This is a genomic window from Plantactinospora sonchi, assembly GCF_036422035.1.
Taxonomy (GTDB): domain Bacteria; phylum Actinomycetota; class Actinomycetes; order Mycobacteriales; family Micromonosporaceae; genus Plantactinospora; species Plantactinospora sonchi.
The window spans coordinates 48474-73580 of sequence record NZ_JAZGQK010000035.1 but is presented as its reverse complement, the minus strand read 5'-3'; the positions used below and the strand labels follow the sequence as shown (position 1 = coordinate 73580).

The 25107-nt window shown below is 72.2% G+C and carries 25 protein-coding genes and 1 pseudogene; 10 read left to right on the top strand and 16 right to left on the bottom strand.

Translation table 11 applies throughout. The features are described 5' to 3' along the window. Nucleotides 1-113: 113 nt before the first annotated feature. A complete protein-coding gene (locus V1633_RS32485; RefSeq protein ID WP_331218146.1) occupies nucleotides 114-1694 on the top strand; it encodes an alkaline phosphatase D family protein in 1581 nt (526 codons plus the stop codon). 57 nt (nucleotides 1695-1751) lie between these two features. Here the strand turns inward: V1633_RS32485 and V1633_RS32480 are convergent, their stop codons facing one another. The 9 genes and pseudogenes from V1633_RS32480 to V1633_RS32440 all read right to left on the bottom strand — a co-directional run bounded on the left by V1633_RS32480 (nucleotide 1752) and on the right by V1633_RS32440 (nucleotide 10531). After that, nucleotides 1752-2069, bottom strand: coding sequence for an antibiotic biosynthesis monooxygenase family protein (locus tag V1633_RS32480; protein ID WP_331218145.1), 318 nt, complete (start codon nucleotides 2067-2069; stop codon nucleotides 1752-1754). Between the two features lie 15 nt (nucleotides 2070-2084). Continuing rightward, nucleotides 2085-3344, bottom strand: a complete 1260-nt coding sequence (locus V1633_RS32475) for a beta-ketoacyl synthase N-terminal-like domain-containing protein (protein ID WP_331218144.1) — start codon at nucleotides 3342-3344, stop codon at nucleotides 2085-2087. Between the two features lie 20 nt (nucleotides 3345-3364). Next, on the bottom strand, nucleotides 3365-4636 hold the full coding sequence (locus V1633_RS32470; protein WP_331218143.1) for a beta-ketoacyl-[acyl-carrier-protein] synthase family protein: 1272 nt from the start codon (nucleotides 4634-4636) through the stop codon (nucleotides 3365-3367). Continuing rightward, nucleotides 4633-5073, bottom strand: coding sequence for a cupin domain-containing protein (locus V1633_RS32465; RefSeq protein WP_331218142.1), 441 nt, complete (start codon nucleotides 5071-5073; stop codon nucleotides 4633-4635). The genes V1633_RS32470 and V1633_RS32465 overlap by 4 nt, the downstream gene beginning before the upstream one ends. Continuing rightward, nucleotides 5066-5989, bottom strand: coding sequence for an SRPBCC family protein (locus V1633_RS32460; RefSeq protein ID WP_331218141.1), 924 nt, complete (start codon nucleotides 5987-5989; stop codon nucleotides 5066-5068). The genes V1633_RS32465 and V1633_RS32460 overlap by 8 nt, the downstream gene beginning before the upstream one ends. Beyond that, a complete protein-coding gene (locus V1633_RS32455) occupies nucleotides 5986-7398 on the bottom strand; it encodes an acetyl-CoA carboxylase biotin carboxylase subunit (RefSeq protein ID WP_331218140.1) in 1413 nt (470 codons plus the stop codon). The genes V1633_RS32460 and V1633_RS32455 overlap by 4 nt, the downstream gene beginning before the upstream one ends. Nucleotides 7399-7416: 18 nt before the next feature. Beyond that, on the bottom strand, nucleotides 7417-8118 hold the full coding sequence (gene accB / locus V1633_RS32450; protein WP_331218139.1) for an acetyl-CoA carboxylase biotin carboxyl carrier protein: 702 nt from the start codon (nucleotides 8116-8118) through the stop codon (nucleotides 7417-7419). Nucleotides 8119-8462: 344 nt separating this feature from the next. Further along, nucleotides 8463-10199, bottom strand: a pseudogene (locus V1633_RS32445) (acetyl-CoA carboxylase carboxyltransferase subunit alpha); the annotation flags it as partial. Continuing rightward, on the bottom strand, nucleotides 10196-10531 hold the full coding sequence (locus V1633_RS32440; protein ID WP_331218138.1) for a TcmI family type II polyketide cyclase: 336 nt from the start codon (nucleotides 10529-10531) through the stop codon (nucleotides 10196-10198). The pseudogene V1633_RS32445 and the gene V1633_RS32440, both read right to left, overlap by 4 nt. A gap of 611 nt (nucleotides 10532-11142) precedes the next feature. On the opposite strand from V1633_RS32440, the gene V1633_RS32435 reads away from it, so the two are divergent. From V1633_RS32435 to V1633_RS32425, 3 genes are all read left to right on the top strand, one after another. Further along, nucleotides 11143-12006 (top strand): AfsR/SARP family transcriptional regulator, encoded by an 864-nt coding sequence (locus V1633_RS32435; protein ID WP_407952145.1) that lies wholly within the window; start codon nucleotides 11143-11145, stop codon nucleotides 12004-12006. A 394-nt stretch (nucleotides 12007-12400) separates the two neighbouring features. After that, nucleotides 12401-12745, top strand: a complete 345-nt coding sequence (locus V1633_RS32430; protein ID WP_331218137.1) for a TcmI family type II polyketide cyclase — start codon at nucleotides 12401-12403, stop codon at nucleotides 12743-12745. Between the two features lie 21 nt (nucleotides 12746-12766). Next, entirely contained in the window at nucleotides 12767-14116 is a 1350-nt protein-coding gene (locus tag V1633_RS32425) for an FAD-dependent oxidoreductase (RefSeq protein WP_331218136.1), read from the top strand. Here V1633_RS32425 and V1633_RS32420 read toward each other — a convergent pair. Together V1633_RS32420 and V1633_RS32415 are read right to left on the bottom strand one after the other, a co-directional pair. Continuing rightward, a complete protein-coding gene (locus tag V1633_RS32420; RefSeq protein WP_331218135.1) occupies nucleotides 14086-14736 on the bottom strand; it encodes an HAD family hydrolase in 651 nt (216 codons plus the stop codon). The two genes, V1633_RS32425 and V1633_RS32420, sit on opposite strands and share 31 nt — an antisense overlap. Before the next feature lie 3 nt (nucleotides 14737-14739). Then, a complete protein-coding gene (locus V1633_RS32415) occupies nucleotides 14740-15501 on the bottom strand; it encodes a DeoR/GlpR family DNA-binding transcription regulator (RefSeq protein ID WP_331218134.1) in 762 nt (253 codons plus the stop codon). A gap of 73 nt (nucleotides 15502-15574) precedes the next feature. Here V1633_RS32415 and V1633_RS32410 point away from each other — a divergent pair, with 73 nt between their 5' ends. After that, the gene (locus tag V1633_RS32410; RefSeq protein WP_331218133.1) at nucleotides 15575-16813 is read left to right on the top strand and encodes an MFS transporter; all 1239 of its coding nucleotides are present in this window, start codon (nucleotides 15575-15577) and stop codon (nucleotides 16811-16813) included. 67 nt (nucleotides 16814-16880) lie between these two features. Here the strand turns inward: V1633_RS32410 and V1633_RS32405 are convergent, their stop codons facing one another. The 4 genes from V1633_RS32405 to V1633_RS32390 all read right to left on the bottom strand — a co-directional run bounded on the left by V1633_RS32405 (nucleotide 16881) and on the right by V1633_RS32390 (nucleotide 20431). Then, nucleotides 16881-17792 carry an oxidoreductase gene (locus tag V1633_RS32405; protein WP_331218132.1) on the bottom strand — a complete coding sequence of 304 codons (912 nt, stop codon included), beginning with the start codon at nucleotides 17790-17792 and terminating at the stop codon, nucleotides 16881-16883. Between the two features lie 49 nt (nucleotides 17793-17841). Next, complete coding sequence (locus V1633_RS32400) at nucleotides 17842-18351, bottom strand: GNAT family N-acetyltransferase (protein WP_331218131.1); 510 nt, start codon at nucleotides 18349-18351, stop codon at nucleotides 17842-17844. A 228-nt stretch (nucleotides 18352-18579) separates the two neighbouring features. After that, nucleotides 18580-19968: a phenylacetate--CoA ligase family protein gene (locus V1633_RS32395; RefSeq protein ID WP_331218130.1), complete on the bottom strand. Its 1389-nt coding sequence runs from the start codon at nucleotides 19966-19968 to the stop codon at nucleotides 18580-18582. A 340-nt stretch (nucleotides 19969-20308) separates the two neighbouring features. After that, nucleotides 20309-20431, bottom strand: coding sequence for a hypothetical protein (locus V1633_RS32390; protein ID WP_331218129.1), 123 nt, complete (start codon nucleotides 20429-20431; stop codon nucleotides 20309-20311). A 173-nt stretch (nucleotides 20432-20604) separates the two neighbouring features. On the opposite strand from V1633_RS32390, the gene V1633_RS32385 reads away from it, so the two are divergent. From V1633_RS32385 to V1633_RS37090, 3 genes are all read left to right on the top strand, one after another. Further along, nucleotides 20605-20832: a hypothetical protein gene (locus tag V1633_RS32385; RefSeq protein WP_331218128.1), complete on the top strand. Its 228-nt coding sequence runs from the start codon at nucleotides 20605-20607 to the stop codon at nucleotides 20830-20832. 64 nt (nucleotides 20833-20896) lie between these two features. Then, nucleotides 20897-22009: a hypothetical protein gene (locus V1633_RS32380; protein ID WP_331218127.1), complete on the top strand. Its 1113-nt coding sequence runs from the start codon at nucleotides 20897-20899 to the stop codon at nucleotides 22007-22009. Beyond that, on the top strand, nucleotides 22005-22286 hold the full coding sequence (locus tag V1633_RS37090; protein ID WP_407952144.1) for a DUF6928 family protein: 282 nt from the start codon (nucleotides 22005-22007) through the stop codon (nucleotides 22284-22286). Before V1633_RS32380 ends, V1633_RS37090 begins: the two co-directional genes overlap by 5 nt. 105 nt (nucleotides 22287-22391) lie before the next feature. On the opposite strand, the gene V1633_RS32375 is transcribed toward V1633_RS37090, so the two are convergent. Then, nucleotides 22392-22823, bottom strand: coding sequence for a hypothetical protein (locus V1633_RS32375; RefSeq protein ID WP_331218126.1), 432 nt, complete (start codon nucleotides 22821-22823; stop codon nucleotides 22392-22394). Between the two features lie 572 nt (nucleotides 22824-23395). On the opposite strand from V1633_RS32375, the gene V1633_RS32370 reads away from it, so the two are divergent. Continuing rightward, a complete protein-coding gene (locus V1633_RS32370; protein WP_331218125.1) occupies nucleotides 23396-24334 on the top strand; it encodes a DUF6807 domain-containing protein in 939 nt (312 codons plus the stop codon). After that, nucleotides 24331-25098, top strand: coding sequence for a cupin domain-containing protein (locus tag V1633_RS32365; RefSeq protein ID WP_331218124.1), 768 nt, complete (start codon nucleotides 24331-24333; stop codon nucleotides 25096-25098). The genes V1633_RS32370 and V1633_RS32365 overlap by 4 nt, the downstream gene beginning before the upstream one ends. Nucleotides 25099-25107: the final 9 nt, after the last annotated feature.

The following is a 25107-nucleotide window of genomic DNA, read 5'->3' as shown; positions in this document are numbered from 1 at the left end:
CCGTCCCGGCCCAGGTATGTGGCCACGGTGTTCATCGCGCGTTCCGGTGGGTGTCACGTCGGACCGTTGGGATGAGGGAGATCAACTGCACCGCTGACCTCGGAAGGCCCTCCATGTCGCAGTCTCCGCTGACGCTGCCCCGCCGTCACTTCCTCGCCCTGGGCGGTGTCGCCGCGGGCGCGGCCGTGCTCGCCGCCGAACCCGCCTCGGCGACGTCCGCCGTCGGAAAGGACCGGACCACCCTGCCGGGTCACGTGTTCACCCTCGGCGTCGCGTCCGGCGACCCGACCTCCGACGGGGTCGTGCTCTGGACCCGGCTGGCCCCCGACCCGCTCGCCCCCGACGGACTCGGCGGCATGCCCGACCGCACGGTCAACGTCCGCTGGGAGGTGGCCGAGGACGACAGGTTCCGCCGGGTGGTACGCCGTGGCGTCGAGCGGGCCAGTGCCAGGTGGGCCCACTCGGTGCACGCCGAAGTGCACGGCCTGCGGCCGGACCACGTCTACTTCTACCGGTTCCTGGTCGCCGACCAGGTCAGCCCGGTGGGTCGTACCCGCACGGCACCGCGTGCCGGAGCCGATCTGAGGTCGCTGAGCTTCGCCTTCGCGAGCTGCCAGGCGTACACCGACGGCCACTTCACCGCGTACGAGCACATGGCCCGGGAGGACCTGGACCTGGTCGTACACCTCGGCGACTACATCTACGAGGGCGGTGGCGCCGGCTCGATCGGCCGCGCACACCTGCCGGCCACCGAGACGTTCTCCCTCACCGACTACCGGATCCGCTACGCCCAGTACAAACTCGACCCGGCACTGCAGGCGGCGCACGCCGCCGCGCCCTGGGTGGTCGCCCCGGACGACCACGACGTGGAGAACAACTGGGCCGGTGACCACTCGCAACCGGACACCGAGCCGGACCAGGACCCGGCCGTGTTCCGGCTCCGTCGGGCCGCCGCCTACCAGGCGTACTACGAGAACCTGCCGCTGCGTGCCTCGTCCATGCCGCACGGTCCGGAGATGCAGGTCTACCGGCGGCTGAAGTTCGGAGACCTGCTGCAGCTCGACGTGCTCGACACCCGACGCTTCCGCGACCAGCAGCTCACCGACCCGTCGCTGCGCTGGGCACCGGACCGGCAGATGCTCGGCGCCAAGCAGGAGGCGTGGCTGCTGGCCGGGCTCGGCGCGTCCACGGCCCGGTGGAACGTGCTCGCCAACCAGATCTTCGCGATGGAGGCCGACCACACCGCCGGTCCGGACGAGTCGTTCGGGATGGACACCTGGGACGGGTACGCCGCCGCGCGCCAGCGGCTCTTCGACGGCGTCGCGCAGCGGCGCGTCGACAACTTCCTCATCGTCACCGGCGACGCCCACCGCAGCGTGGCCGCCGACCTGAAGCTGAACTTCGCCGACCCGAACTCGCGCACGATCGGCACCGAGTTCCTCGGCACCTCGATCAGCTCCGGTGGCAACGGAACCGACATGGACACCCTCGGGACGACCTGGCTGGCCGAGAACCCGCACATGAGGTTCCACAACTCGCAGCGTGGCTACCAGGTGTGCCACCTGGGTCGGCACGAGATGCGCACCGACTACCGCGTGGTGCCGTTCGTCAACGCCCCGGGAGCCCCGGTCACCACCCGGGCCAGTGTCCACGTGCAGAGCGGCCGGCCCGGAGTGGCACACGTGTCGGCGTGACGACCCGGTTTCACCGGTGACCGCCCGTCCGGTCCGTCGGAGCGACCGGACGGGCGGTCAACCGCGACGGGCCGAGGTCTCCTCCCGGACGACGAACCGGATCGACCGTGCCTCGGTCATGCAGGCCCGCATCGGCGCGACCAGCTCCCGATGCTCGGGGCTGCGTTCCCATGCCTCGAAGTGGGTCAACGACACCCACTCGCTGGTGATCAACCACTGTTCCGGGTCGGTCGTCGACTCGCAGACCTGGTCCACCAGATGTCCCGGCACCCCCTCGGCGACCTGGTAACGGATCTGCTCGTACGCCTTCAGAAAGTCCTCGGTGCGGTCACGGGGCACCCGCATCAGGAACAACACCCTGGCCTTGGCCATCATCGGTCCTCCTTCGTGTCAGCCCGGGACCCGCCGTAACAGCACGGCGCTGTTGAAGCCGTCGAAGCCCCGGGCGCAGACCAGCGCCGTGGCGACCCGCCGGGGGCCGGAGTCCCGGACGAAGTCGAGGTCACAACCGGCGGCCGGCCGGTCCGGGCCGGCGGTCGGCGGCAGCACACCGTGCCGCATCGCGAGCAGCGCGGTCGCCACGTCAAGCGCGGCCCCGCCCTGGTGCGCCCGGCCGGTCAACGCCTTCTGCGTACTGACCGGCGGTGGCCGGGAGCCGAAGACGGTACGCAACGCGTCCGCCTCGCTCCGGTCGTAGCGGGGCACCCCGAGCGCGTCCGGCACCACCACGTCCACCGACGCCGGGTCGACCGAGGCCCGGTCCAGTGCCAACCGCATCGCCCGGGCGTACTGGACGCTGTCGACCGCACCCGAGGAGCCGGTGTGCCGGGCGTCGTGGCTGGCCCCCCAGCCGGCCACCTCGGCGTAGACGGTGTCCACACCCCGGGCCAGGGCGTGCTCCAGCTCCTCCACCACAAAGATCGCGCCACCCTCGGCGGGTACGTACCCGCCCGCCGCCGCGTCGAACGGCCGGTACGCCCGCTCCGGATCGGGACAGGTGCTCAGCAGCCCGCTGCGCAGCTGGCAGGTCAGCGCGTACGGGCTCAGTGGACATTCGGTGCCGCCGGCCAGCACCACCGGGGTGCCCCGCCGGACCAGCCGTACCGCGTGCGCCAGGCTGTCCAGGCCACCGGCGGTCTCGGCGGCGAGCACCCCGCACGGTCCCTTGAACTGGTGTCGGATCGACAGCTGTCCGACGCTCGCCGCGTAGAACCAGGCGATCGACTGGTACGCCCCGACGGTGCGCCCCGGTCCCCGCCAGAGCCGCTGCAGTTCCCGCTGGCCGAACAGGTTGCCACCGGAGGCGCTGGCCAGGGTCACGGCGTACCCGTACGGGTCGTCGGCGAGTTCGGGCAGGCCGGCGTCGGCCAACGCGAGTCGGGTGGCGGCAAAACCGAGGTGGGTCCACCGGTCGGTCTGCACCACCCGCCGGTTGTCCACGTGTTGCAGCGCGTCGAAGTCGGCGACCTCGCCGGCCAACGTCACCGGATAGCGGCTCGGGTCGAACAGGGTGATCCGGCCGATCCGGTTCTGCCCGGCCAGCAGACACTTCCAGTGCGCGTCGACGCCGATGCCGCTCGGTGCCACCACGCCGATCCCGGTGATCACGGCCCGGCGTACCGGTCCGGCACCGGCCGGCCCGAATGGCACCCCGGCACCGGCCGGCCCGGTCACCGCCGTGCCCCGTCGTGGCGGGTGAACAGCATGGCCGACTGGAAGCCGCCGAAGCCGCTGCCGACCGAGAGCGCCACGTCGACCCTGACCTCCCGGGCCACGTTCGGGATGTAGTCCAGATCGCACTCCTCGTCGCGGTTGGCCCAGTTCGCGGTCGGTGGGACGACACCGTGCTCGACGGCGAGCGCGCAGGCGGCCATCTCGATCGCGCCGATCGCGCCGAGCGAGTGCCCGATCATCGACTTGATCGAGCTGATCGGCACGCCGTACGCCGCGCCGCCGAGCGCCCGCTTGAACGCCGCCGTCTCGTGCCGGTCGTTCTGTCGGGTACCCGAGCCGTGTGCGCTGATGTACGACACCTCACCCGGTTCCCGCCGGCCCTGCGCCATCGCGTCCTCGATCGCCAACGCCATCTCCACCCCGTCCGGACGCAGCCCGGTCATGTGGTAGCCGTTGCTCCGGTTGGCGTACCCGGCGACCTCGCAGTAGATCCGCGCACCACGTCGCCGGGCCTGCTCCGCCTCCTCCAGCACCAGCACCGCGGCCCCCTCGGCCAACACGAAGCCCTGCCGGTCCCGGTCGAACGGGCGCGAGGCGTGTGCCGGGTCGTCGTTGCACGGCGTGGTCGCCTTGATCGCGTCGAACGAGGCGACGGTGACCGGGGAGATCGGACTGTCCGAGGCACCGGCGAGGACAACGTCCGCCTCACCGTCCTCGATCAGCTGGTGGGCGTAGCCGATCGCGTCGATGCCGGAGGTGCAGCCGGTGGAGACCACCTGGGCCGGGCCGTGCAGCCCGTGCCGGCAGGCGACGTCGGCGGCCAGGCTGCTCGGCATCAGCGCCTGGTACAGGAACGTGCCGGCCCGCTCCGGGTCGACCAGCCACTGCGCGCCTCCGTCGCTGACCCGGACGTACTCCTGTTCCAGCAGCATGGTGCCGCCGACCGCCGAGCCGAGCACCACGCCGGCCCGGTCCCGTACCGGGTCGGTGAGCTCCAGTCCGCTGTCGGCGAGCGCCTCGATCGAGGCGGCCAGCGCGAACTGGACGTACCGGTCGGCACGCCGCTGCTCCGGCACGGTGAGCCCGGCCCGGACCGGGTCGAAGTCGCACTCGGCGGCGATCTGTGATCGGAACGACGACGGGTCGAAGAAGGTGATCCGTCGGGTCGCCGTCCGGCCGGCGGTGACGGTGGCCCAGAACTCGTCCCGGGTGACCCCGCCGGGAGCCACCACCCCGATCCCGGTCACCACGGTGCGGCGCCGGGTCATGGCGCGGCTCCGGCCGGGGCGTTGCTGGGGCCGGGTCCGCGCACCGGGGCGGCGCCCGGCTCGGTGTCGACGTGGCCGAGTTCCGGACGCGGTGCGAGCGGGCCGAGGTGGAACACCACCTCGGCCGGCTCGGCGGCGACGTTCCGCAGCCGGTGCCGGACGTTCACCGGTACGTAGAGGGCCTCGCCGGCACCCACCGGCACCGGTGTGTCGTCGAGGTCGACCACCAAGGCGCCCCGCGCCACGTACAGGAACTCCTCGCTGTACGGGTGGTAGTGCTCGGCGATCCGTTCGCCGGGGGCGAGGTGTGCCACCCCCATGAAGCCGGAGGTGCTGCCCACGGTGCGGGGGCCGAGCAGTACCCGCAGTTCGGCACCGCGCCGCCGGTCCGCCGGTACGTCCCGGGCCGCGACCAGGTGGCGTCCCGACTCACTCATCGTCGGTTCCCCCCGGTGCGGTGGCGGCGAGTTCGGCGGCGATCCGTTCGATCTTGTCGCGGATGATGTCGAGCTGGATCCGGCTGTTCGCGTTGATCCGGTCGGTCATCTGGGCGGTGGTCACCGGCGCGGTCGGTCGCATCTCGAAGTCCTGGGTCCAGGTCATCCGGGTTCCGCCCGGCACCTCGTGGTACCGCCAGTGGATCCGCATGTACTCGAACGGCCCGGTCTCCACCCGGCGGGCGTGCACCTCGCGCCGGACCGGGTCGACGGTGCGTTCGCTGACCCAGCTCCACACCACGCCGTTGTCGTCCGGGTACATGGTCAGCCGGAACCGGACGGTGTCGCCGTGCTCCTCGATGATCTGGACCGACTGGTACTCGGTGAACAGGCCGGTCCAGCCGGCGACGTCGTTGGTCAGGTCCCAGACCAGGTCCAGCGGCGCGGCGATCAGCACCCCGTTCTCGGTGTGGCCGGGCCGCCCGGCGGCGCCGGGACGCGGCGACGGCGCGGTGGCCGATCCGGTCCCCGGCGTGGCGCCGGCGGTCGGGGCAGCGGCTCGCGACCCGGCGTCCGACGCCCCGGCGGCGGACGGCCCGGGATCCGGCGGCTCCGGGTCGAGCTGTCGGGCCACCAGTTCGGCGATCTCGGTGATGCTGAGCCGGGTGGCCTGCTCCGGGATCTGCGCCCGGTAGCGGTCCGCGACCACCGCCTGGAGTTCGAGCAGGGCCAGCGAGTCCATGCCGAGTTCCTCCAGGGAGGCGGTCGGCGTGGCCGCCGCCGCCCCGGCGTCCAGCCCGCAGTGCCGGACCAGGATGTCGGTTATCTCCACGGCGGTGACCGCGGATCCACCGTTGTCGTGCGCGGTGCCGGGTTCCCGCCCGGTGGCCACCGGATCCTCGTGCCTGACGGTCATCTGGTTCTCCTCGTGGGATGTGCGGAACTGGACGGACATGGCTCGTCGCCGGGGGAACCGGGGACGCCCAGCAGGCGGTCGACCAGGTTGGTCGTGTACCGCCCCTTGCGGAATCCCGGGTCCTCGAGCACCCTCCGGGCGAACGGAATGGTGGTGTGTACGCCGGGACCGGACACCTCGAACTCGTGCAGCGCCCGTTCCATCCGGCTGAGCGCCAGATCCCGGTCCGGCGCCCAGACCACGACCTTGGCCAGCAGTGAGTCGTAGTGCGGACCGACCAGGTAACCGGGGTAGCCGTGCGTGTCGACCCGGGTGAACGGGCCGGCCGGCGGCACGAAGCGGGTCAGTCGGCCGGGGGTCGGTACGAAGGCCCGCTCCGGATCCTCGACGTTGACCCGGCACTCGATCGCGACGCCCGAGCTGCGTACGTCCTCCTGCCGCAGCCGCAACGGCATCCCGCCGGCGATGCGCAGTTGTTCGTGCACCAGGTCGACGCCGGTGATCATCTCGGTGACCGGATGTTCGACCTGGATCCGGCAGTTGATCTCGATGAAGTGGAAGCGTTCGGTCTCGTCGACCAGGAACTCGAAGGTTCCCGCCCCGGTGAAGCCGACCCGCAGCGCGCCGCGCAGCGCGGTCGCGGCCAGCGCGTCGAGGGTCGCGGCGGAGAGCGCGGGTGCCGGCCCCTCCTCGATCAGTTTCTGGTGCCGCCGCTGTACCGAGCAGTCCCGGGTGCCGAGGTGGACACCGTTGCCGTACCCGTCACAGAGGACCTGCACCTCGACGTGCCGGGCCTGGGTGAGGTACCGCTCGACGTAGACGCGGTCGTCGCCGAACGCGGCCTGCGCGGCGATCCGGGTCCGCTCGTACGCCGGGATGAACTCCTCGGCGGACCAGACCACGGTCATCCCCCGTCCGCCACCGCCCGCCGCCCCCTTGATGATCACCGGATAGCCGGTCTCGTCGGCGACCGTCCGGGCCTGGGCCGCCGTGGCGACGGTCGCCAGACTGCCGGGCGACAGGGGCAGGCCGGCTTCGGCCATCAACGCCTTCGCCCGCGACTTGTCGCCGAGCGCCAGCATCACCTCGGGACGGGGGCCGATGAAGACCAGTCCGTTGTCGGCACAGATCTCGGCGAAGTCGGGATCCTCGGAGAGGAAGCCGTAGCCGGGATGCACCGCCTGCGCCCCGGTCTGGCGGGCCGCCTCGATGATCGCCGCCGCGTTCAGGTAACTGTGCCGGCTGTCCGCCGGTCCGATGCAGACCGCCTCGTCGGCCAGCCGTACCACCGCCGAGTCCCGGTCCACAGCCGAGTACACCGCCACGCTGCGTATGCCGAGTTCCCGGCAGGCCCGGGCGACCCGGACCGCGATCTCGCCCCGGTTGGCGATCAGGACCTTCTCGAACACTGTGCCACCGTCCTCGACTCACGCGGGAACCAGGGCGATCAGCGGTTGTCCGAACTCGACCGGTTCGCCGTCGCGGACGAGCACCTCGACGACCCGACCGGGCTGGTCGGCGACCACCTCGTTCATCAACTTCATCGCCTCGACGATGCCGACCACCTGACCGGCCTCGACCCTGTCGCCGACTTCGACGAACGGCGGTCCGCCGGGCTCGGGCGACCGGTAGAAGGTGCCGACCAGCGGCGCCGGCACGGTCCGGCGAAGGTCCGTAACCACGTCCGCGCCGGGTGGGCCGACCGGCGTCGGCACGGCGAGCGTGGGTACCACGGCGGCGACGGTCGTACCGGTCCCGGATCCCGGGGCGGCCGCTTCGCCGTGCCACTCGATCTCCAGCACCGCGTCACCCCGGCGCAGGCGGATCCGGCGCAGCGGGCCGGTCGTCTCGGCGACCAGCCGGGACGCGTGTCGGCACAGTTCGGCGAGTTCCCTACCGTCGTCGGCGTCGCGGTTGTCGTCCGGCGGTCCGCCGACCGGGGACCCGCTGCCGACCGGTCGGCTCTCCGAGGACCGGCTTTCCGGGATCCGGTGCTCGGGTGCCGGGGCGTCCGGGACGGCCGCCGAGGCGGTGGGTTGCCGCCAGCCGTTGGCGGCGGTCGACGAAGCCGGGTCGCGGTCCGGCTCACGCCCGGGCTGCGGACCGCCCTCGGGCGACACGGCGACCATCAGCACCCCTTTCCGGTTGGCAGTACGGCCGCCTCGGGCGGGCCCGCGTCAGGCAGGACCAGCTCAGGCAGGACCGCCCCGGCCAGCACGGCCCGCTCGGACAGCAGCGGTCCGGACGGCTCCAGCCGCCGCAACGTCTCCGGCCCGATCGTCACCTCGGGCCGCGGCGGCCCGGACGTGCCCGTCGCCTCGGGCGGTTCCGGCTCGATCGTCGCCTCAGGCGGTTCCGGGCCGATCGTCGCCTCGGGCGTTTCCGGGCCGGGCGGTTCCGGGCCGATCGTCGCCTCGGGCGTTTCCGGGCCGATCGTCGTCTCGGGCCACAGTGGCCCGGGTGCGACCGTCGACGCGGCGCCGTACCGGCGGAACCGCCGGCGCCGGCGTCGGACGAGATCGTCGGCGGGCACCTCGAACAGTGGCTTCAGGGTCTCCAGCAGGGCCTGGCGAAGCAGCGCGGCGGCACCGGCCCGGTCCCGGTGCGCGCCCTCCGGCGGCTCCGCGATGATCGCGTCGGCGACGCCGAGCCGCAGCAGGTCCGGCGCGGTGAGCCGGAGCGCGCCGGCGGCCCGGGGCACCGCCGCCCGGTCGTTCCAGAGGATCGCCGCGCAGCCCTCGGGACTGATCACCGAGTAGACCGCGTTGCGCAGCATCAGCACCCGGTCGGCGACGGCCAGGGCGAGCGCCCCGCCACTGCCACCCTCCCCGATGATCACCGCGACGACCGGTGTCCGCAGGCCGGTCATGGTCAGGATGCTCTGGGCGACGGCCGCCGCCTGGCCCTGCCGCTCGGCCTCGACCCCCGGGTACGCACCGGGCGTGTCGATCAGGGTCACGACCGGCATCCGCAGGCGGACGGCGAGTCGCATCACCCGCAGCGCCTTGCGGTACCCGGCCGGGCTGGCCATGCCGAAATTGCGCTCGCGCAACTCCCGGGAATGGTGTCCCTTCTGGTGTCCGATCACCGCGACATACCGGTCGCCCAGCCGGGCCAGGCCGGCGACGATCGCCGGGCAGTCGGCGCCGAGACGGTCGCCGTGCAGCTCGAGGAACCCGTCGAACGCGGTGGCCAGATAGTCCAGGGTGGTCGGCCGGTCGGTGTGCCGGGCGGAACCGACGATCCGCCAGGCGTCCCGTTCGGCTTCCGGGTCCACCGGCCCGGTCCGCCGCCGCTGTCCCACTCCGGACCGGACCTCCTCGGTCGCCGACCAGCTACCGGCCTCGGTACGCGTCGGCGCGGCCACCCGGTCCACCGGGCCGGCGGTGGTGACGGGCCCGCCCGGTGCCGTACCGGCGGTGGCAGCGAGCAGCCAGCGCAGCCGTGCCGGCAGGTTGCGCCGCGGCACCACCATGTCGACCTGGCCGTGCCGCAGCAGGAAGTCGCTGCCCTGGAAGCCGGCCGGCAGCGTCTGCCGGATGGTCTGCCGGATGACCCGGGGGCCGGCGAAACCCATTCGGGAACCACTCTCCGCCACCACCAGGTCGGTGCAGGTGGCGAAGGAGGCGGCCACTCCCCCGTAGGTCGGGTCGGTGATCAGGCTGACGGTGAGCAGACCCGCCTCGCGCAGTGCCGCGATCGCCTGGCTGATCGTGGCCATCTGCATCAACGCCAGCACACCCTCCTGCATCCGCGCCCCGCCGGACGCGGTGACGACCAGGAGCGGCAGCCGCTCGGCCAGCGCCCGCTCGGCGGCCCGGGTGATCAGTTCGCCGGTCACCGAGCCGAGGCTGCCGCCGAGGAACCGGAAGTCCATCACCGCCAGGACGAGCCGGTGGCCGCCGAGCGTCGCGGTACCGCAGAGCACCGCCTCGGCCAGCCCGGTCGCGGCGCGCGCGGCGGCCAGCCGCTGCGGGTACGGCACGGAGTCGACAAATCCGATCGGGTCTACCTGGCCGACCTCGTCGGGCAGCGGGACGAAGCTTCCGGGGTCGACCAGCTGACGGATCCGATCCGGCGCGTCGAGCCGCCGGTGGTCCCCGCACTCCGGACAGACGTCGAGGTTGCGCCGTAGCCGCTTGCGGTAGAGCAGGGCCGAACAGGCACCGCACCGGATCCACGACGACCGGCCGGCGGCCAGCGCCGTCATCGCCGACCCCCGGCCGGGGCGTCCCAGCTGTAGAAACAGCGGGCCATCGCGTCCGCCGGGCCCCGCCACGTCGCCAGGTACGGCGTGACGTGCGGGGACAGCCGTTCACTCACCCGGACGAACTCCGGGTGCTGACGGACGTTCTCCACCGCGGCGGCGCCCGGGTGCTCGGTCTCGATCAGGTGGACGTACAGGTCCTGCAACCGGAAGAGCGACCGGTGCCGTACGCCCACCAGACGCGGCAACTCGGTCTGGTCCGACTCGGCGAAGATCCGCGCCACCTGCTGTTCCGCGGCCGGGACGACCTTCGCGACGATCAGTGAGCGATCCATGGGGCAGCCTCCTGGGCCCGAGTTCCGCACTCCCGGGTAACTGGCAAGCGGGTCCGGGCCGCATGGCGAGGGCTGCCCGCTGGCAGGTCCCCGACTGCGGCCTCGTCCGAACGACTGGGAACCACCCTGCTGATGGACTGTCACCGGGTCGTCACCCGATCATGTGTTCGGGTGCTTCCCATTGGTGACGCTCTGGTGACGGCAGATCGGCACAATACGCGAGCCGTACGCGCGCGGAACGCGCCGAGCGCTGTCGGGAGGCGTCCAACCGAACAGGCTTATGCGCAGCTCAGCAGGGGTTTCATCGGATCACTCAAGCGGGTCGGATTGCTGACCAGCCAGTTGACCGAGCGTAACGACGATTGATAGCGTTCGTCACGCTTTGCAATTTGCGGCCGGCCGATATCCGATGCCGGCCGGCCGACCGAGCGGCGTCCGGAGCGCCGTCGGCAGGCCAGGATGACCAAGGGCGGCGTCATCCAGCGGAAGCGGACTCCGGACGTTGATTTCCGGGTGCAGGAGGGTGGGCCGTGACCTCTCGGCAGAGCACGCCACACGGCGATGCGCACCGGCCGCCGGTCCGCCAACCCGATCCGCCGTCGCGTCGGTCGATCGAACTTCTGCTCCTCGACGGCTTCACCCTGCTGCACGACGGTGCGCCCGTCGTCGTACCCCGGGGCCTGCAGCGGATCATCGCGCTGATCGGACTGCGACCGGGTGCGACGCGGGCGCACCTGGCCGGTCTGCTCTGGTCCGACACCTCCGAGGAGCGGGCGATGTCCTCGCTGCGTACCGCGCTGTGGCGGCTACGCCAGGACGGCAACTGTCCACTGCTGGTCACCGGCGACACGGTCCGACTCGATCCGGTCGTCGCCCTGGACGTCGACGAACTCGTCCGTACCGCCGACGAGGTCCGGGACGGCGGCGACCCGCGCCGGGCCGCCAGGATCCTCACCAGCGGTCGGCACGACCTGCTGCCCGGCTGGTACGACGACTGGGTCCTGCTGGAACGGGAACGGCTGCGTCAGCTGCGGCTGCACATGCTGGAGGAGATCGCCCGTGGCCACCTGCGGGCCGGACAGCACGGCGAGGCGTTGCAGGCGGCCCTGGAGGCGGTCCGGGCCGAGCCGCTGCGCGAGACGCCACACCGGCTGATCGTGGAGACGCATCTGGCCGAGGGGAACGCCTACGAGGCGCTGCAGGCCTTCTACGTATACCGCGACCTGCTGCTGCGCGAACTGCAGCTGGAACCGTCCCCGGCGATGTGCGCCCTGCTCAGCGATCTGCTGGCGCCGATCCCCCGACCGACGATCACCCGTTCGCCCCGGCCACGGCCCTATCCGACCCGACCGGGCCCGTACGACGCGGCACAGCCGGCGTCCCCCGCCCCCGGTCGGGTGGCGTCCCCCGGTGCGGCCCGGTCCGGCCCGGCCACCGACCGGGCGCCGCTGTCGGCGATCCCCGGCCGACGCTGAGAGGGCCGGGTCCAGCACCGACATCCGGCCGTCGCCGTCGACGGGTCCGGGACACGGTCGACACCGGACATCCCGCGTCCGGTCGACGGCGGACACGGCCCGAGGCCGGACATGAGCGAGGCCGGACATCCCGCGTCCGGTCGACGGCGAGCACGGCCCGAGGCCGGACATGAGCGAGGCCCGACACGGGCGACGCCGGGTCGACGCCGCGAGGGCCGGGGAGTCCGGCCGACCGGTGACAACCGGTCGGCGCTGCCCGTGCCCAGGGTGGCCGGCCGACGTCACCCGGACGTCAACCGGTGGCAACGGGACGCCTCCGGCTGGTGATGGCCGGATGACGTGCTCGGGGCGATGGTGACCGGGCCGATCGCCCCACCACCACTGAGGAGCCGACATGAACCGTGTGCTGATCGTGGGCAGGATCGTACCGGGCACGGAGGAGGAGATCGCGAAGATCTTCACCGAGACGGACGAGACGGACCTGCACACCGTCACCGGGGTACGCCACCGCTCCCTCTACTGTCTCGACGACCTCTGTCTGCACCTGATGGAGACCGAGGACGACGCACCGGCCCGGCTGGCCCAGGCGAACCGGCATCCGCTCTTCGTCACCGTCCAGGAACGGCTCGGCGCCTTCGTCTCGCCGTACTCGCCGACCTGGCGGTCGCCTCGGGATGCGATGGCCCGGTGCTTCTACCAGTGGAACGGTCCCGGGTCGGCGGCCGGCGACGCCCGCTGATCGCGGCAGGGAGAGGTTCCGATGTCCAGCGAACCCCTGCACGTGCTCATCATCGGCGCCGGTACCGGCGGCATGTGCCTGGCGCACGGGCTGCGCCGCGCGGGCATCAGTGTCGCGGTCTACGAGCGGTACCGCACCCGCAGCGACGGCCTGCACGGCTACCGGGTCGGGATCAACCCGACCGGCTGCCGGGCCCTGCGGGAGTGCCTGCCACCGGAACTCTTCCAGACGTTCCTGGCGACCACCGCCCAGCCGCCCCGGTACTTCAACGTGCTCACCGAGCAGCTGCACCGGACCGCCTCGTTCCCGCTGCGCCCGGACGCCGACCCGACCAGCATCGACCAGTCGGTCTCCCGGATGACGCTGCGGCAGGTGCTGCTGACCGACATGGAGGACGTCGTCCACTTCGGCAGGACGTTCACCCACTACCAGCAGCACGACGATCGGGTCACCGCGTACTTCGCGGACGGCACCTCGGCCACCGGGGATCTGCTGGTCGCCGCGGACGGCACACACTCCGCGGTCCGCCGGCAGTACCTCCCGCACGCGGTGGTGAAGGACGCCGGCAGCATCAACATCGCCAGCAAGATCCCGCTCACCGAGTACACCCGGGGTCTGCTCTCCGACGAGGTCCGGCAGGGCATCTCACTGATCTTCGGGGCCGGCGGCGTGATGGGCGTGCTGCACGTGATGGAGTTCAAGTGGGACCGGCGCGGCGAACTCAAGCCGGGAATCGGAGTCACCGACGCCAGCATGATCTCCGGCTGGCCGGGGCTGCTCTACGACAACACCCGGGACCACATCAACCTGATCGTCTGGAGCACGGCGAGCCGGTTCCCGGCGAACGTGATGGAGCTGCGCGGCGAGCCGTTGGCGCAGATCGCCCTGGAACTCACCCGGAACTGGCATCCGAACCTGCGCGAGCTGCTCCGGCACAGCGATCCGGGCAGCGTCGTGCCGGTCAAGGTCGCCACCTCGGTGCCGGTCGAACCGTGGCCGAGCAGCCGCGTCACCCTGCTCGGCGACGCGATCCACACCATGACCCCGGGTCGGGGGGTCGGCGCGAACACCGCGCTGCGGGACGCGGCGCTGCTGCGCCGGGAGCTGGTCGCCTGCGCCTCCGGCGCCAAACCGCTGCTGTCGGCGGTCGCCGACTACGAGGCGGAGATGATCCGGTACGGCTTCGCCCGGGTCGCCGACTCGTTGCGGACCAACGGCACCAACGGGGACGACCCGATCTACAAGCCGGTCATCGGTCGGCTCGCCATGCTCGCCGCCCGGGGCTACTTCAGCGTCACCAGCCGGGTGCCGCCGCTGCGCCGCAAGTTCGTCGACCAGCTCTACGAGTACCGGGGCGCGGAAAGCGGCTGACCTCGCCCGGCATCGGTCCAGCCCAGCCGGGCCAGGGCGGCGCCCAGCCGGTCGATCCCGGTGAAGTGGTGGCCGCGCATGCCGGTCGCCTCGGCGCCCCGGACGTTCTCGGCGCGGTCGTCGACGAACAGGATCCGGTCGGGTGGGAGGCGCAGCGCCCGCCCGCACCACCGGTACGCCTCCGCCAGCGGCTTGACCTGCCCGGTACGGCAGGAGAAGGCGATCACCTCGAAGTGCCGCAGCCACTGGTGCTCCGCCTCGTGGTGCACCGCCAACTCCGCCGGGATGTTCGACAGCAACCCGAGTCGTCGTCCGGCTGCGGACAACTCCCCGACCATCGCGACCATCTCGTCGTCGACGGCGTGCCAGCTCGCCACGTCGGCCTCGATCAGCGCGCCGACCTGCCGGTCGTCGAAGCGGGTGTGCAGGGTCGCCGCCACCTCGGACCAGTACGCCGGACCGGTCAGCTCACCGCTGTCGTAGCGCGGTCGCACCGCCCAGTACGCCTCCCAGAAGGCCGGGCCGGGTACCTCCGCCGTCCGGACCAGCCGCTCCTTCCCCGTCGGGGTCTGCGCGCGGGCGAGCACCCCGAACAGGTCGAACAGCACGGCTTCGATCATCACTCACACCCTCCGTACCGCCACACCGGCGGCGGTCAGTGCCTGGACCTCGTCCTCCGGCGCGTCCTGTCCGGTCACCACGACGTGCAGCGCGCTGATCGGGGTGACGTGGGCGAGCGCGGTCCGGGAGAACTTGGCCGCCTCGGTGACGGCGACGACCCGACGGGCGGCGTTGATCGCCGCCCGCTTGATCGCGGCGTCGGCGAGGTCGTACGCGGTCAGGCCGTTCGCCGCGTTCAGCCCACAGCAGCCGATCACGGCGGTGTCGAAGCGCAGTGCCCCCAGGGACGCCTCGGCCAGCGGGCCGGTGAGCGCGAGTTCACCGGGACGCGGCTCGCCGCCCGGCAGCAGGAGTTTGAGCTGGGCCGCACCGGTCAGCGCGTTGGCGGCGTGCAGGGAGAGCGGCATCACGGTCAGCCGCCGGTGCGTGATGGCACGGGCCACCTCGAGGCAGGTGCTGCCGCTGTCGAGCACCACCGACTCGCCGTCGGCGAGCAGCTCGGCGACCTCGGCGGCGAGCCGTCGCTTGGTCTCCAGCCCGTCCTGGGAGCGGAGCGCGAACGGCGGCTCCTCGCCGCGCAGCAGCAGGCTCCGGGCGCCGCCCCGGTACCGCTCCAGGACGCCCTGGCCGGCCAGGAGCTCCAGGTCACGGCGGATGGTCATGTCCGAGGCGCCGGTGAGTTCGACCAGTTCCGCGACGGTGCGCTGCCCGCTGGCCCGGACCGCGTCGGTGATCAGGCGAAGTCGACCGGCACTGCTGCTCATGACGACTATTCAAACACGAAGGTGCGGGCAATCCAACTTTTCAAACAAGAATTTTGTTTGTTACGTTCGCTGCATGGAAAGATCCCTGCGGGCCGGCCGGCTGGCCACCTTCGCCTACTTCGCGCTCAACGGCTTCCTGCTCGGGATGTGGATCGTGCACATTCCGGCCGTCGAGCACCGCACCGGCGTCAGCCACGCCGTGCTCGGCTGGCTCCTGCTGCTGCTCGGCGGAGGTGCCTTCGCCGGAATGCAACTGGTCGGCCCGCTCACCGACCGGCTCGGCGCCCGTCGGGTCGTACCGGTCAGCGCGGTGCTCTGCAGCTCCATGCTCGTCCTGCCCGGCCTGGCCACCGACACCTGGACCCTGGCCGCCGCCCTGCTGCTGTTCGGCTTCGGCAACGGCTGCCTGGACGTCAGCATGAACACCCACGCCGTGCAGGTCGAACACGGTTACCGACGGCCGGTGATGTCCGCCTTCCACGCCGTCTTCTCGCTCGGCGGAGTGCTCGCCGCCCTGGTCGGGGCCCGCACCCTCAGCTGGGGCTGGGACGTGTCCGGCACCCTCACCCTGGTCGGACTGCTCGGCCTCGCGGCCGGCCTGGCCGCCGCCCCCGCGCTGCTGCGGCCGGCACCCACCCCGACGGCGTCGACCGGGGTCGCCGACGACGGCACCACCAGTTCCCGCCGGCGACGCGGTACGCCGGGACGGATCTGGGCGCTGGCCGGGCTCGCGCTGATCCTGATGCTCTGCGAGGGCGTCGCCAACGACTGGAGCGTGCTCGCCCTGCGCGACGTCCTCGACGCGCCGGCCGCGGTCGCCGCGTTCGCGTACGGCGCCTTCGCCACCGCGATGACCGTCGGCCGGTTCCTCACCGACCGGGTCGCCGGCCGGTTCGGTCCGGTCGCCGTGCTCCGCTACGGTTCGGCGACCGCCGCGGTCGGGTTGTCGCTGGTGGTCGTCGCCCCCTGGGTGCCGCTGGCCCTCGCCGGCTGGGCGCTGTTCGGCATCGGTCTCTCCGGGACCATTCCGCAGCTGTTCAGTGCCGCCGGCCACGCCGACCGGGAGGCGGCCGGGGCGAACGTCTCCCGGGTCGCCGGCCTCGGCTATCTCGGGGCGCTGGCCGGGCCGGCCATCATCGGCCCGCTCACCCACCTCATGCCGCTCAACCTCACGTTCCTGCTGCCGGTCGTCTTCTGCCTGGTCGCCGCCTTCGCCGCCGGCATCCTCCGGGCGGGACCCGCGTCCACGGTCGGCGATCCGCCGCGCGACCGGGACAGTGCGGAGAACCACTCCGCCCGGGCCACCGCGTGACCCGGCCGGTCCGGGCCACGGCAGCGCGGCCCCCGGTCCAGCCAGCCGGTTCGGGCCGGTTCGTGGCTCAGACGGCGTCGGCACCGGCGGGTTGATCACCCTGGACGGGATCGAGCAGGGCCAGGTCGCTCTCACTGAGTCGCAGCCCACCGGCGGCGACGTTCTCCCGCAGATGGTCCGGGTCACCGGTGCCCGGAATGGCCAGCACGTGCGCCCCCTGGTGCAGCGTCCACGCGATGCGGACCTGGGCCGGGGTCACGCCGTGCGCCCGGGCCACGGAGTGCACGGCCGCACTGTCGGCGCCGCGCGGACCCGCCTCCCGGCCAGCGGCGGCGATCGAGAAGAACGGTACGAAGGCCACCCCCTGCTCGCCGCAGCGGCGTACCAGGTCGTCGTGCTTTCGCCGGTAGTCGATCCCGTACGGGTTCTGCACGCAGACCACCGGCGCGATCGCCTGGGCCTGCGCGAGGTGCTCCGGCCTGATGTTGGAGATGCCGAGGTGCCGGATCAGCCCGGCGTCACGAAGTTCGGCCAGTGCCCCGAAGTGCTCGGCGATCGAGTCGAGGCCGTTCTGGCGCAGGTTGACGACGTCGAGATGGTCACGACCGAGCTGGCGCAGGTTCTCCTCCACCTGACCTCGCAGCTGGTCGGGCCGGGCCAGTGGCAGCCACTGTCCCGACGGGTCCCGACCCGGGCCGACCTTGGTCGTGATCACCAGGTCCTTGGGGTACGGGGCGAGCGCGGTGTTCAGCAGCTCGTTGGCGGAACGGAGCGCGGAGAAGTAGAAGGCGGCGGTGTCGATGTGGTTCACGCCCAGTTCCACCGCGCGCCGCAGTACGGCGATCGCGCGTCCCCGGTCGCTGGGGGTGCCGTCAGCGGCGCCGGTCAACCGCATCGCGCCGAAGCCGAGCCGGTTCACCGTCAGGTCGCCGATGGTCCAGGTGCCGGAGGCGGCAGCGGTGGTGGTGTCCGAGGTCATGATCGAAGACTGCCAGGTGCGGGCAACTCCGGCGAGCGGGCACCGGTCGTCAGCGGAGGTCGCGGGACATGCACAGCCGTGGCCACCGGTCCAGGCCGTGAGCCTCCTCCAACGCCCGGATCGCGCGCAGGCCCGGCCCCCACTCCGGTTCGGCCAGCACGCGGAAGCCGCACCGCGCGTAGTACGGCGCGTTCCACGGCACCTCGGCGAAGGTGGTCAGGGTCATCGCCGGTACGCCGTGCGTCACCGCCCGGTCCGCCTCCTCGTCGAGCAGCCGCCGGCCGATCCCCCGGCGCGCGTGTCCCGGATGCACCGACACCTGCTCGATGTGAACATTGCCGTCGACCTCCGCGCTGACCAGGTAGGCGATCGGCCGGTCGGTCCCGTCGACCGCCACCCGGATCCGGCCGTCCCGTCGGTACTCCGCCAGCACCGCGACCGGCAACGGCTCGTCGTCGGCGACCTCCGGCATGCCGATCTCCCGGAAGCACGCACCCGCCGCTCGTTCGATGTCCCGCAACAGCTCCAGCTCGTCTTCCTCAACCAGTCGTGTCCGCATCGCGTCATTCTGCGACCGGGCCACCGACCGGGCGCGCGAATATCGAGTCCGCCCCGGTGTTCGGCGATGCCCGGCCGGGGCTCCCGTTCCGGCCCCTCCACCGGAGCGCACACTCCGACACGTCCGGGACCGACCGGCAGCAGAGCCTGTGGTGGGCGTCGGTGACGGTGCCGTGAGATGGCCGGCCGGTCCGACGCGCGCGGCGAGGCCGGTGAGCGGCACCCGGCCTCATCGCTGCGGGCGGGGCAGTTCGGAGACCACCGTACGGAATTTGCCGCCGGCGGTACGCTGCGGCGCCTGCGAATCCCGGTCCACCCGCACGTCGGCGAGGCCGTGGCTGTCGAGCAGGCCGTGCAACGCCCGCTGGACCTGCTCCCAGACCAGGTCGGCGTCGGCGCCGTCCTCGGTGACCAGCCGCACCGCGAGGCGTCGTGGGTCGGTCTGCACGATCTGGAACATGCGGACGCCGGCGGTGCCGTCGACGAGTGTGCCGAGTGCGAGCGGCGGCAGGTCGACCCGTCCGCCGTCCGGGGCCGGGAAGGAGATCACCTCGGGCGTGCGGCCCTGGACCCGGACCGCCGGCAGCGGATTGCCGCACGGGCACGGGCCGGGCCGCATCGTGACGCTGTCGCCGAGGTCGTAGCGGATGATCGGCTGTACCCGGTTGGCCAGGTTGGTGAGCAGCACCGTGTGCGACGCCTGCCCCGGCGGAACCGGGCGGAATCGCTCGTCGACCGGCTCCAGGATGGCCCAGTCGGCGTTGACGTGCAGCCAGTCGTGCTCGCAGCCGTGCGCCAGCCCCATGAACTCCGAGCAGGCGTACTGGTCACGGACCTTGGCCCGGAAGGTCTCCCGGAGGTGGGCGCGTTCGGCCGGCGACAGACCCTCCGCCGACGTGATCACCAGGACCGGGTGGATGTCGAGCCGGCCGGCGCGCTGCTCGCGGGCCAGCAGCGCCACGGCGCTGGCGTACCCGTTGAGGATGGTCGGGGCGAAGGCGTCGACGTCGCGCACCAGGTCGTCCAGCGGGGTGTGCACCGAAAAGATGCGGATGCTGTGCTTGCGGATCGGGCGTTCCCGGATGAGGCGCTGGGCGGTGGAGTATCCGGCGAAGTGGCCGCCGACCGCCCAGATCGCGGCCACCCTGTTGCCCCGCCGCAGCATCGACAGGTAGTCGCGCCCGGCGAGCCACGAGCCGCTGGCCCGGGCCACGGTGATCGCCGACAGCACGGTGTACGTCCGGTCGTCCTGCACGAAGACGCCGCGGTGGCCGCTGGTGCCCGAAGTGGTGACCACCTGGTACCGGTCCCGGTAGAGCGTGCCGATCCGGTCGGGGTCGGTGACGAAGGCGCGCACGTCGTCCAGCGACACGGCGCGGTCGGTGACCCAGTCGTCGTACCGGCTCATCAACTCGGCCTTCGTGGTGACCGGCAGCGACGTCACGTCGTCGATGCGAACGGGCAGGTCGCGGTAGAGCTCCCGGTAGTACGGCGAGCCGGCCCGGGCTCGGGTCAGCAGGTCGGTGAGGCGGGCGCGTTGCCGTTCGGCGACAAGCCCCGGTCCGCCGCGGCGGACCCGACGCAGGTCCCAGGCGACGGACATCAGGCCCTCGGCCATGGATGCTCCTCACTGCCCGGCGGCCCGCCCGTCCGGCGCTCGTCGTCGGACCACCGCTGCCACAAGAGCTCGACCTCCGTGGACGGCTGATGGCACAGCTTGCTGGGAGTCGCTGCCCCGGCCGGGTCCGAACGGCGAGGCATTGAAGAGTCTATTGAAACCCGACGATCGAGTATCGATGGTGCTGCGCACGCTCGGGGGCAGGGTGCTCTCCACGGCCACAGCACCCTCACCAAGTACTTCGGCGTGGCGCCGCAGGACGTCACGGCTGCGCTGCCGTACGCCGACGGCAGAGTCACCGCCATCGACGGGGGCGTCTACGAGAGCGGCCGGATCCTGCTCACTCAACTTCGCTGACCCCGCCGCCACCGGCGCTGTGCTCGGCGTCGACGGGTACGGCGGCTGAAGGGTCGGGGTCGGTCAGGTCTGCGTCCGCCGCGCCGGCCGATGCCGCATCGGGCACGCGACCGCTCCTGTGTGTGCGGAACGACCAGAGGCGACAGCCGGCGGACGGGATCGCGGTGGTGCGGCGTACGGTGCCCGGCGAGTGGTTGCTGAACGAGGGGTGGTGGCGGTGGCGAACCGGTGCGGAAGGCCCTCGATGAACCGCTCGGCGACAGGAGAGGAGGGGTACGGGTGGCGATCCTGGTGGACTTCGAACTGGTCCGGGAGGACGGCCGGGAGGTGGAGTACGCCTTCGGGTACCCGACCCTGGACCGTCGCCTGGTGATCGAGAAAGCGACGGGCGAGGGGACGCCGACCGACGGACGGCGGGACATGGCCTGGGCGGCGGTGTTCCGAAAGATCAGGCGGTTCCACCACAACGAGGGCCGCTGGCCCCGGAGAGGCGGCTATTCGGCATGATTCCGACGGTGGACGGATCTTGTGGCGATTACCGAGACCGCGGTGCGCGAAACGGCGGCCGACGGTGAGTGACGAGTTCGGCTGGAACGCGGGCGAACGGCTCCTGGCCGAGGTGCACCGCATGCTGCTGCGCCTGGCGGGTCGGCTGCCCGACGAGATGCTGCCGGCGCTGCGCGCGCTGCTCGGGACCGGTGACCTCCGCTACCTGCCGGACGCGGTGTCGGTCGCCACCGTGCAGTACGCCGTGCCGGTCACACCGGCGGACAAGGAACTGCTGGACCGCATCCTGATCCTGCTGGACGTCCCGGGCGACGAGCCGCAGCTGTTCGACCGGGTGCCGGTCGCCGAGCAGCCGCCAGCCCCGGGCCCGTTCCGTTTCCTGCCGGTGCCGCCGGAGGTGGCCGCGCGGGCGGCGGACCGGATACCAGAGCGGCTCGACCTGACCAATGGTGAGGCTGAACTGCCCCTGACCGACCTCCCCACCGATCTCGCGTACCTCGAGGACCTCGCCCGGGAGCTGACGGACCAGGTCGACGTCCGCGCGGTGGACTACCTGAGCATCGAGGAGGGCGTACGGGGAGTCTGGCGGACCTGGCGGCTGCCGGTGGACGGAACCGATCCGGGGCGGCGGGTCTATCTGGTGGAACTCGATTCCGCCGTGCCGGCCTGGGAGGTCACGTACGAGCTGCAGAAGGAGCTGACGGATCAGGGCGAACGGGCGCCCCAGGTCGAGTCCTTCTGGACCGGCGAACCGCTCGGCGGGTACCACCGGGCGGCGTTGGCGGGCGCCGCGCTGCTGATGGCCTCCGACAACGGCCGGGTCCGGCTGGCGCTGACCGGGGAGCAGTTGACCGCCCTCGTCCGGGCCGAGGCGGCGCGCGTACCGGTGGAGGACCGTCCGGCGCTCGCGGACCGGTTGGCGGCCGGCGTGCCGGTGCCCGGCCGGTTCGACCCTCTGCCCGACCTTGTCGAGCCGGGACGCGGCACGGTGGTGCCGGGCGGCCACCGCACCGACGGGCGTCGGGTGTGGCCGGAGGCACTCGGCTACTACCTGACCGGTTACGGTGTGGCACCGCCCCGGGATCTGCTGGACGAGCTGACCGGCGACGACGGGAGCAGGGCGGTCGACCAGGTGGCGCTCTTCCGTGCCGGGCTGGCGCTGACCGTCGGGTATTGACGAGCGCCGGCACACCAGGGGGCTCACATGGGGGCGAAGTCGGCGCTACTGGTCTACGCGGACGCCCCGGTGGCCGACCTGCTCCAGAACCCGACCAGCAGATCCGGATCGTGCCGCCGCCCTGGTGGCCCGGGTCCGGCCCGGCCAGCGCGTCCAACCGGACGGCGAGGAGCCGTGGGAGTTGGCGGACGCCGTGTTTCCGCCGGTCGGGACGGTCTGTGCGCTGTCCGTGCCCGGCCTCGAGCCGGTTGACACCGGCCCGGTGACGGAGAGCTGACACCGGCCGGGTGGCGGGGAGGTCGCCGTGGCGAACCGGAGCGGGAGGCCGGTCCGGAGCCGGGCCGCCGTAGCTGCCGGCGGCCCGAGCCGGGACCGGGCCTCGCTACACGCAGATGCTGGGCGGCTCGCAGTTGTACCAGGTCGCGCTGTTGCGGCCGGCGGTCCGTCCGTCGTCCGCGCTGTAGAGCCAGATCTCGAAGGTGATGTAGTGCCCGTCGGCGAGGTCGTAGGGGTGACCGAGGCCATCCGTGACGTACTCGCAGTTCCCGGTGCCGGACGCTTGGAGGGAGTACTTGTACTGGCCGGTGGTCGCGTCGGTGACCCGCAGCATGACCCGGAACCCGTCGGGATCCACATCGCACAGTTCCACGTAGTTGGCCGCCGTGTCGTACGTGACGTAGCCGCCGCGCGGCGCCGCGTCCCGGGTGTACATCGTGTACGAGTCGGCGTGAGCGGGTGCGGCGAACGTCACCGCGGCGACAACGGTGGCGGTGGCGGCGGTGGCCAGGGTGAGCAGGGCACGGCCGATACGCATGGGCACTCCTCCATCAGCGGTACGTCGGAAGGGCGGCGCGGCTTCGCAGCCGGTCGGACCCGTCGCCGGACTGGTCGCGTCCGTTGAGCGATTGCACCAGTCGGCGAATGCGGAGAACAATGCCCCGGCTCGTCCGGAACAGTTCCGCACTGACCCGTACACCCGGACCGGGCCGGTCGGACGGCTGTCGGACAGGATGTGACTGGACTCCACCAGGGTCTCCGCTGGCCGAAAGTTTCGGCCACAGACCGAAACATTCAGGTGCCCGGCCCGAGATCGGCCGACCCGGCCCACAGACCAGTTGTCTCGCACGTTCGAGCAGGTCAGCGCGGGTTGCCCAACGCTGAGCAGCAGGAAACTCGACCTCGGGTGACACTCCGCGATCCGACCTGAACCGGTTTGGATCTTGACGTGGCGACCGGAACCGGGTTAGCTCGGGAAAGCGGTTACCGTTAACTCCTCACCTTGGCCGTCCACTATAGACACCGGTCGGCGGCGACCGGGCCGCGACGAACCCCGGCCGGCACCGGCTGGATCGCGGCATCCAGCCGAGTGAAAGGCACCCCGAGCTCATGATCTCCGCAGGCGGTACGACCGATCCGGCCGGCACCCTGACCGTCACCCACGAACACGGACACCGGATCGTGGTCGACGTCGCCGGGGTGGAGATCGCCACCTACGTCTACGACGACAGCCGGATCGACCCGTACGAGTCCCCGAAGCCGTACCTGCACCCGTTGCGAACCCTGGGCGGCGCGCTGGTGTCGGCGTACCGGCCGAACGACCACCGGTGGCACAAGGGCATCCAGATGACGGTCTCGCACCTCTCCGGGCAGAACTTCTGGGGTGGACACTCGTACGTCCGTGACCGGGGCTACACCCGGCTCGACAACATCGGACGGATGCGGCACGACTCCTTCGAGCTGGTTAACGTCACCCCGACCGAGCTGACTCTGCGCGAGACCCTCACCTGGATCACCTCGGCCGGCGAACACTGGGTCGCGGAACGTCGTGAGCTGCGGATCCACGGCGTCGACCGGGCACGCGGCAGTTGGATGCTCGACTTCGGCACCGAACTGCGCAACATCCGGGGTGCGGACCTGTCCATCGGCAGCCCGACCACCCACGGCCGACCGAACGCCGGCTACACCGGCTTCTTCTGGCGCGGTCCGCGCGGCTGGGCCGGCGGGCAGATCATCACCCCGGACGGCGGCGGTGACCCGGAGAGCATGGGCACGGTGTCGCCCTGGCTGGCGTACACCGGGGAGCACGACGAGGTCGACGGCAGCGGCACCATCCTGGTCTTCGCGGGCAGCTCCAGCGGTTCGGTGCCGCTGAAGTGGTTCGTCCGGAACACGCCGTTCCCGGCGATCAACCCGTCGCCCGCGTTCGACCAGGAGATCCCGCTCGCCCCCGACGAGACGCTGCGGCTGCGGCACCGGGTGGTGATCGCCGACCGGGCGTGGGACCGGCCCGAGATCGAGTCCTTCGCCGCGGAGCACCAGCCATGACCGACGAAGCCATGCCGCCCGGCGGCCGGCCGGGCGGGGCGGTACCGCCGTTTCCGGGGGCGGTCGGCCTCACCGGGCTGCGGGTCTATCCGTGGCAGACCGAGGACGGGCTGCACGGTGGCTCGCCACACGTCCACCTCTGCTGCACCGAGTGCTACGTCGTGGTCGGCGGCCGGGGCCGGCTGCAGACCCTGACCTCCGGCGGCTTCACCGAGTCGCCGCTCGCTCCCGGAGACGTCGTCTGGTTCACCCCCGGCACCATCCACCGGGCGGTGAACGACGGCGACCTGCGGGTGGTGGTCGTGATGCAGAACGGTGGCCTGCCGGAGGCCGGGGACGCGGTCCTCACCCTGCCCCCCGAACACCTCGTCGACGAGCGGACGTACCGGCGGGCGGTGTCGCTGACCGACGGGTCCGGCGAACCGTCAGCCGACCGGGCCCGGGCCCGGCGGGACCTGGCGGTCGAGGGCTTCGCGGAACTGCGCCGACACGCCGAGGCCGGGGACACCGGGCCGCTCGACGCCTTCTACGCGGCGGCGGCCGCCCTGGTCCGGCCCCAGCTCGACATCTGGTCGCGACGCTGGACCGAGGGTCCGGTCGAGGTCAGCCGGCAGACCGGGGAGCAGATCGAGGCGCTCCGCCGCGGCGACCACCGGCACCTGGCCGACGCGACCGTCAGCCGGATCGCCCGACCGGATCAGACGACGTTCGGCATGTGCGGATTCCTGCACGCCTACGACCCGCTGCGCGCCGGGCCCGACTGACCGCCGGCC

Coding starts and splice junctions, on each gene's coding strand:
- V1633_RS32430 (WP_331218137.1), top strand. CDS start 12,401: ATGAACCGTGTGCTGATCGTGGGCAGGATCGTACCGGGCACGGAGGAG.
- V1633_RS32460 (WP_331218141.1), bottom strand. CDS start 5,989: ATGACCGTCAGGCACGAGGATCCGGTGGCCACCGGGCGGGAACCCGGC.
- V1633_RS32375 (WP_331218126.1), bottom strand. CDS start 22,823: ATGCGTATCGGCCGTGCCCTGCTCACCCTGGCCACCGCCGCCACCGCC.
- V1633_RS32415 (WP_331218134.1), bottom strand. CDS start 15,501: ATGAGCAGCAGTGCCGGTCGACTTCGCCTGATCACCGACGCGGTCCGG.
- V1633_RS32485 (WP_331218146.1), top strand. CDS start 114: ATGTCGCAGTCTCCGCTGACGCTGCCCCGCCGTCACTTCCTCGCCCTG.
- V1633_RS32400 (WP_331218131.1), bottom strand. CDS start 18,351: ATGCGGACACGACTGGTTGAGGAAGACGAGCTGGAGCTGTTGCGGGAC.
- V1633_RS32470 (WP_331218143.1), bottom strand. CDS start 4,636: ATGACCCGGCGCCGCACCGTGGTGACCGGGATCGGGGTGGTGGCTCCC.
- V1633_RS32465 (WP_331218142.1), bottom strand. CDS start 5,073: ATGAGTGAGTCGGGACGCCACCTGGTCGCGGCCCGGGACGTACCGGCG.
- V1633_RS32480 (WP_331218145.1), bottom strand. CDS start 2,069: ATGATGGCCAAGGCCAGGGTGTTGTTCCTGATGCGGGTGCCCCGTGAC.
- V1633_RS32425 (WP_331218136.1), top strand. CDS start 12,767: ATGTCCAGCGAACCCCTGCACGTGCTCATCATCGGCGCCGGTACCGGC.
- V1633_RS32365 (WP_331218124.1), top strand. CDS start 24,331: ATGACCGACGAAGCCATGCCGCCCGGCGGCCGGCCGGGCGGGGCGGTA.
- V1633_RS32405 (WP_331218132.1), bottom strand. CDS start 17,792: ATGACCTCGGACACCACCACCGCTGCCGCCTCCGGCACCTGGACCATC.
- V1633_RS32420 (WP_331218135.1), bottom strand. CDS start 14,736: ATGATCGAAGCCGTGCTGTTCGACCTGTTCGGGGTGCTCGCCCGCGCG.
- V1633_RS32395 (WP_331218130.1), bottom strand. CDS start 19,968: ATGGCCGAGGGCCTGATGTCCGTCGCCTGGGACCTGCGTCGGGTCCGC.
- accB (WP_331218139.1), bottom strand. CDS start 8,118: ATGGTCGCCGTGTCGCCCGAGGGCGGTCCGCAGCCCGGGCGTGAGCCG.
- V1633_RS32410 (WP_331218133.1), top strand. CDS start 15,575: ATGGAAAGATCCCTGCGGGCCGGCCGGCTGGCCACCTTCGCCTACTTC.
- V1633_RS32440 (WP_331218138.1), bottom strand. CDS start 10,531: ATGGATCGCTCACTGATCGTCGCGAAGGTCGTCCCGGCCGCGGAACAG.
- V1633_RS32370 (WP_331218125.1), top strand. CDS start 23,396: ATGATCTCCGCAGGCGGTACGACCGATCCGGCCGGCACCCTGACCGTC.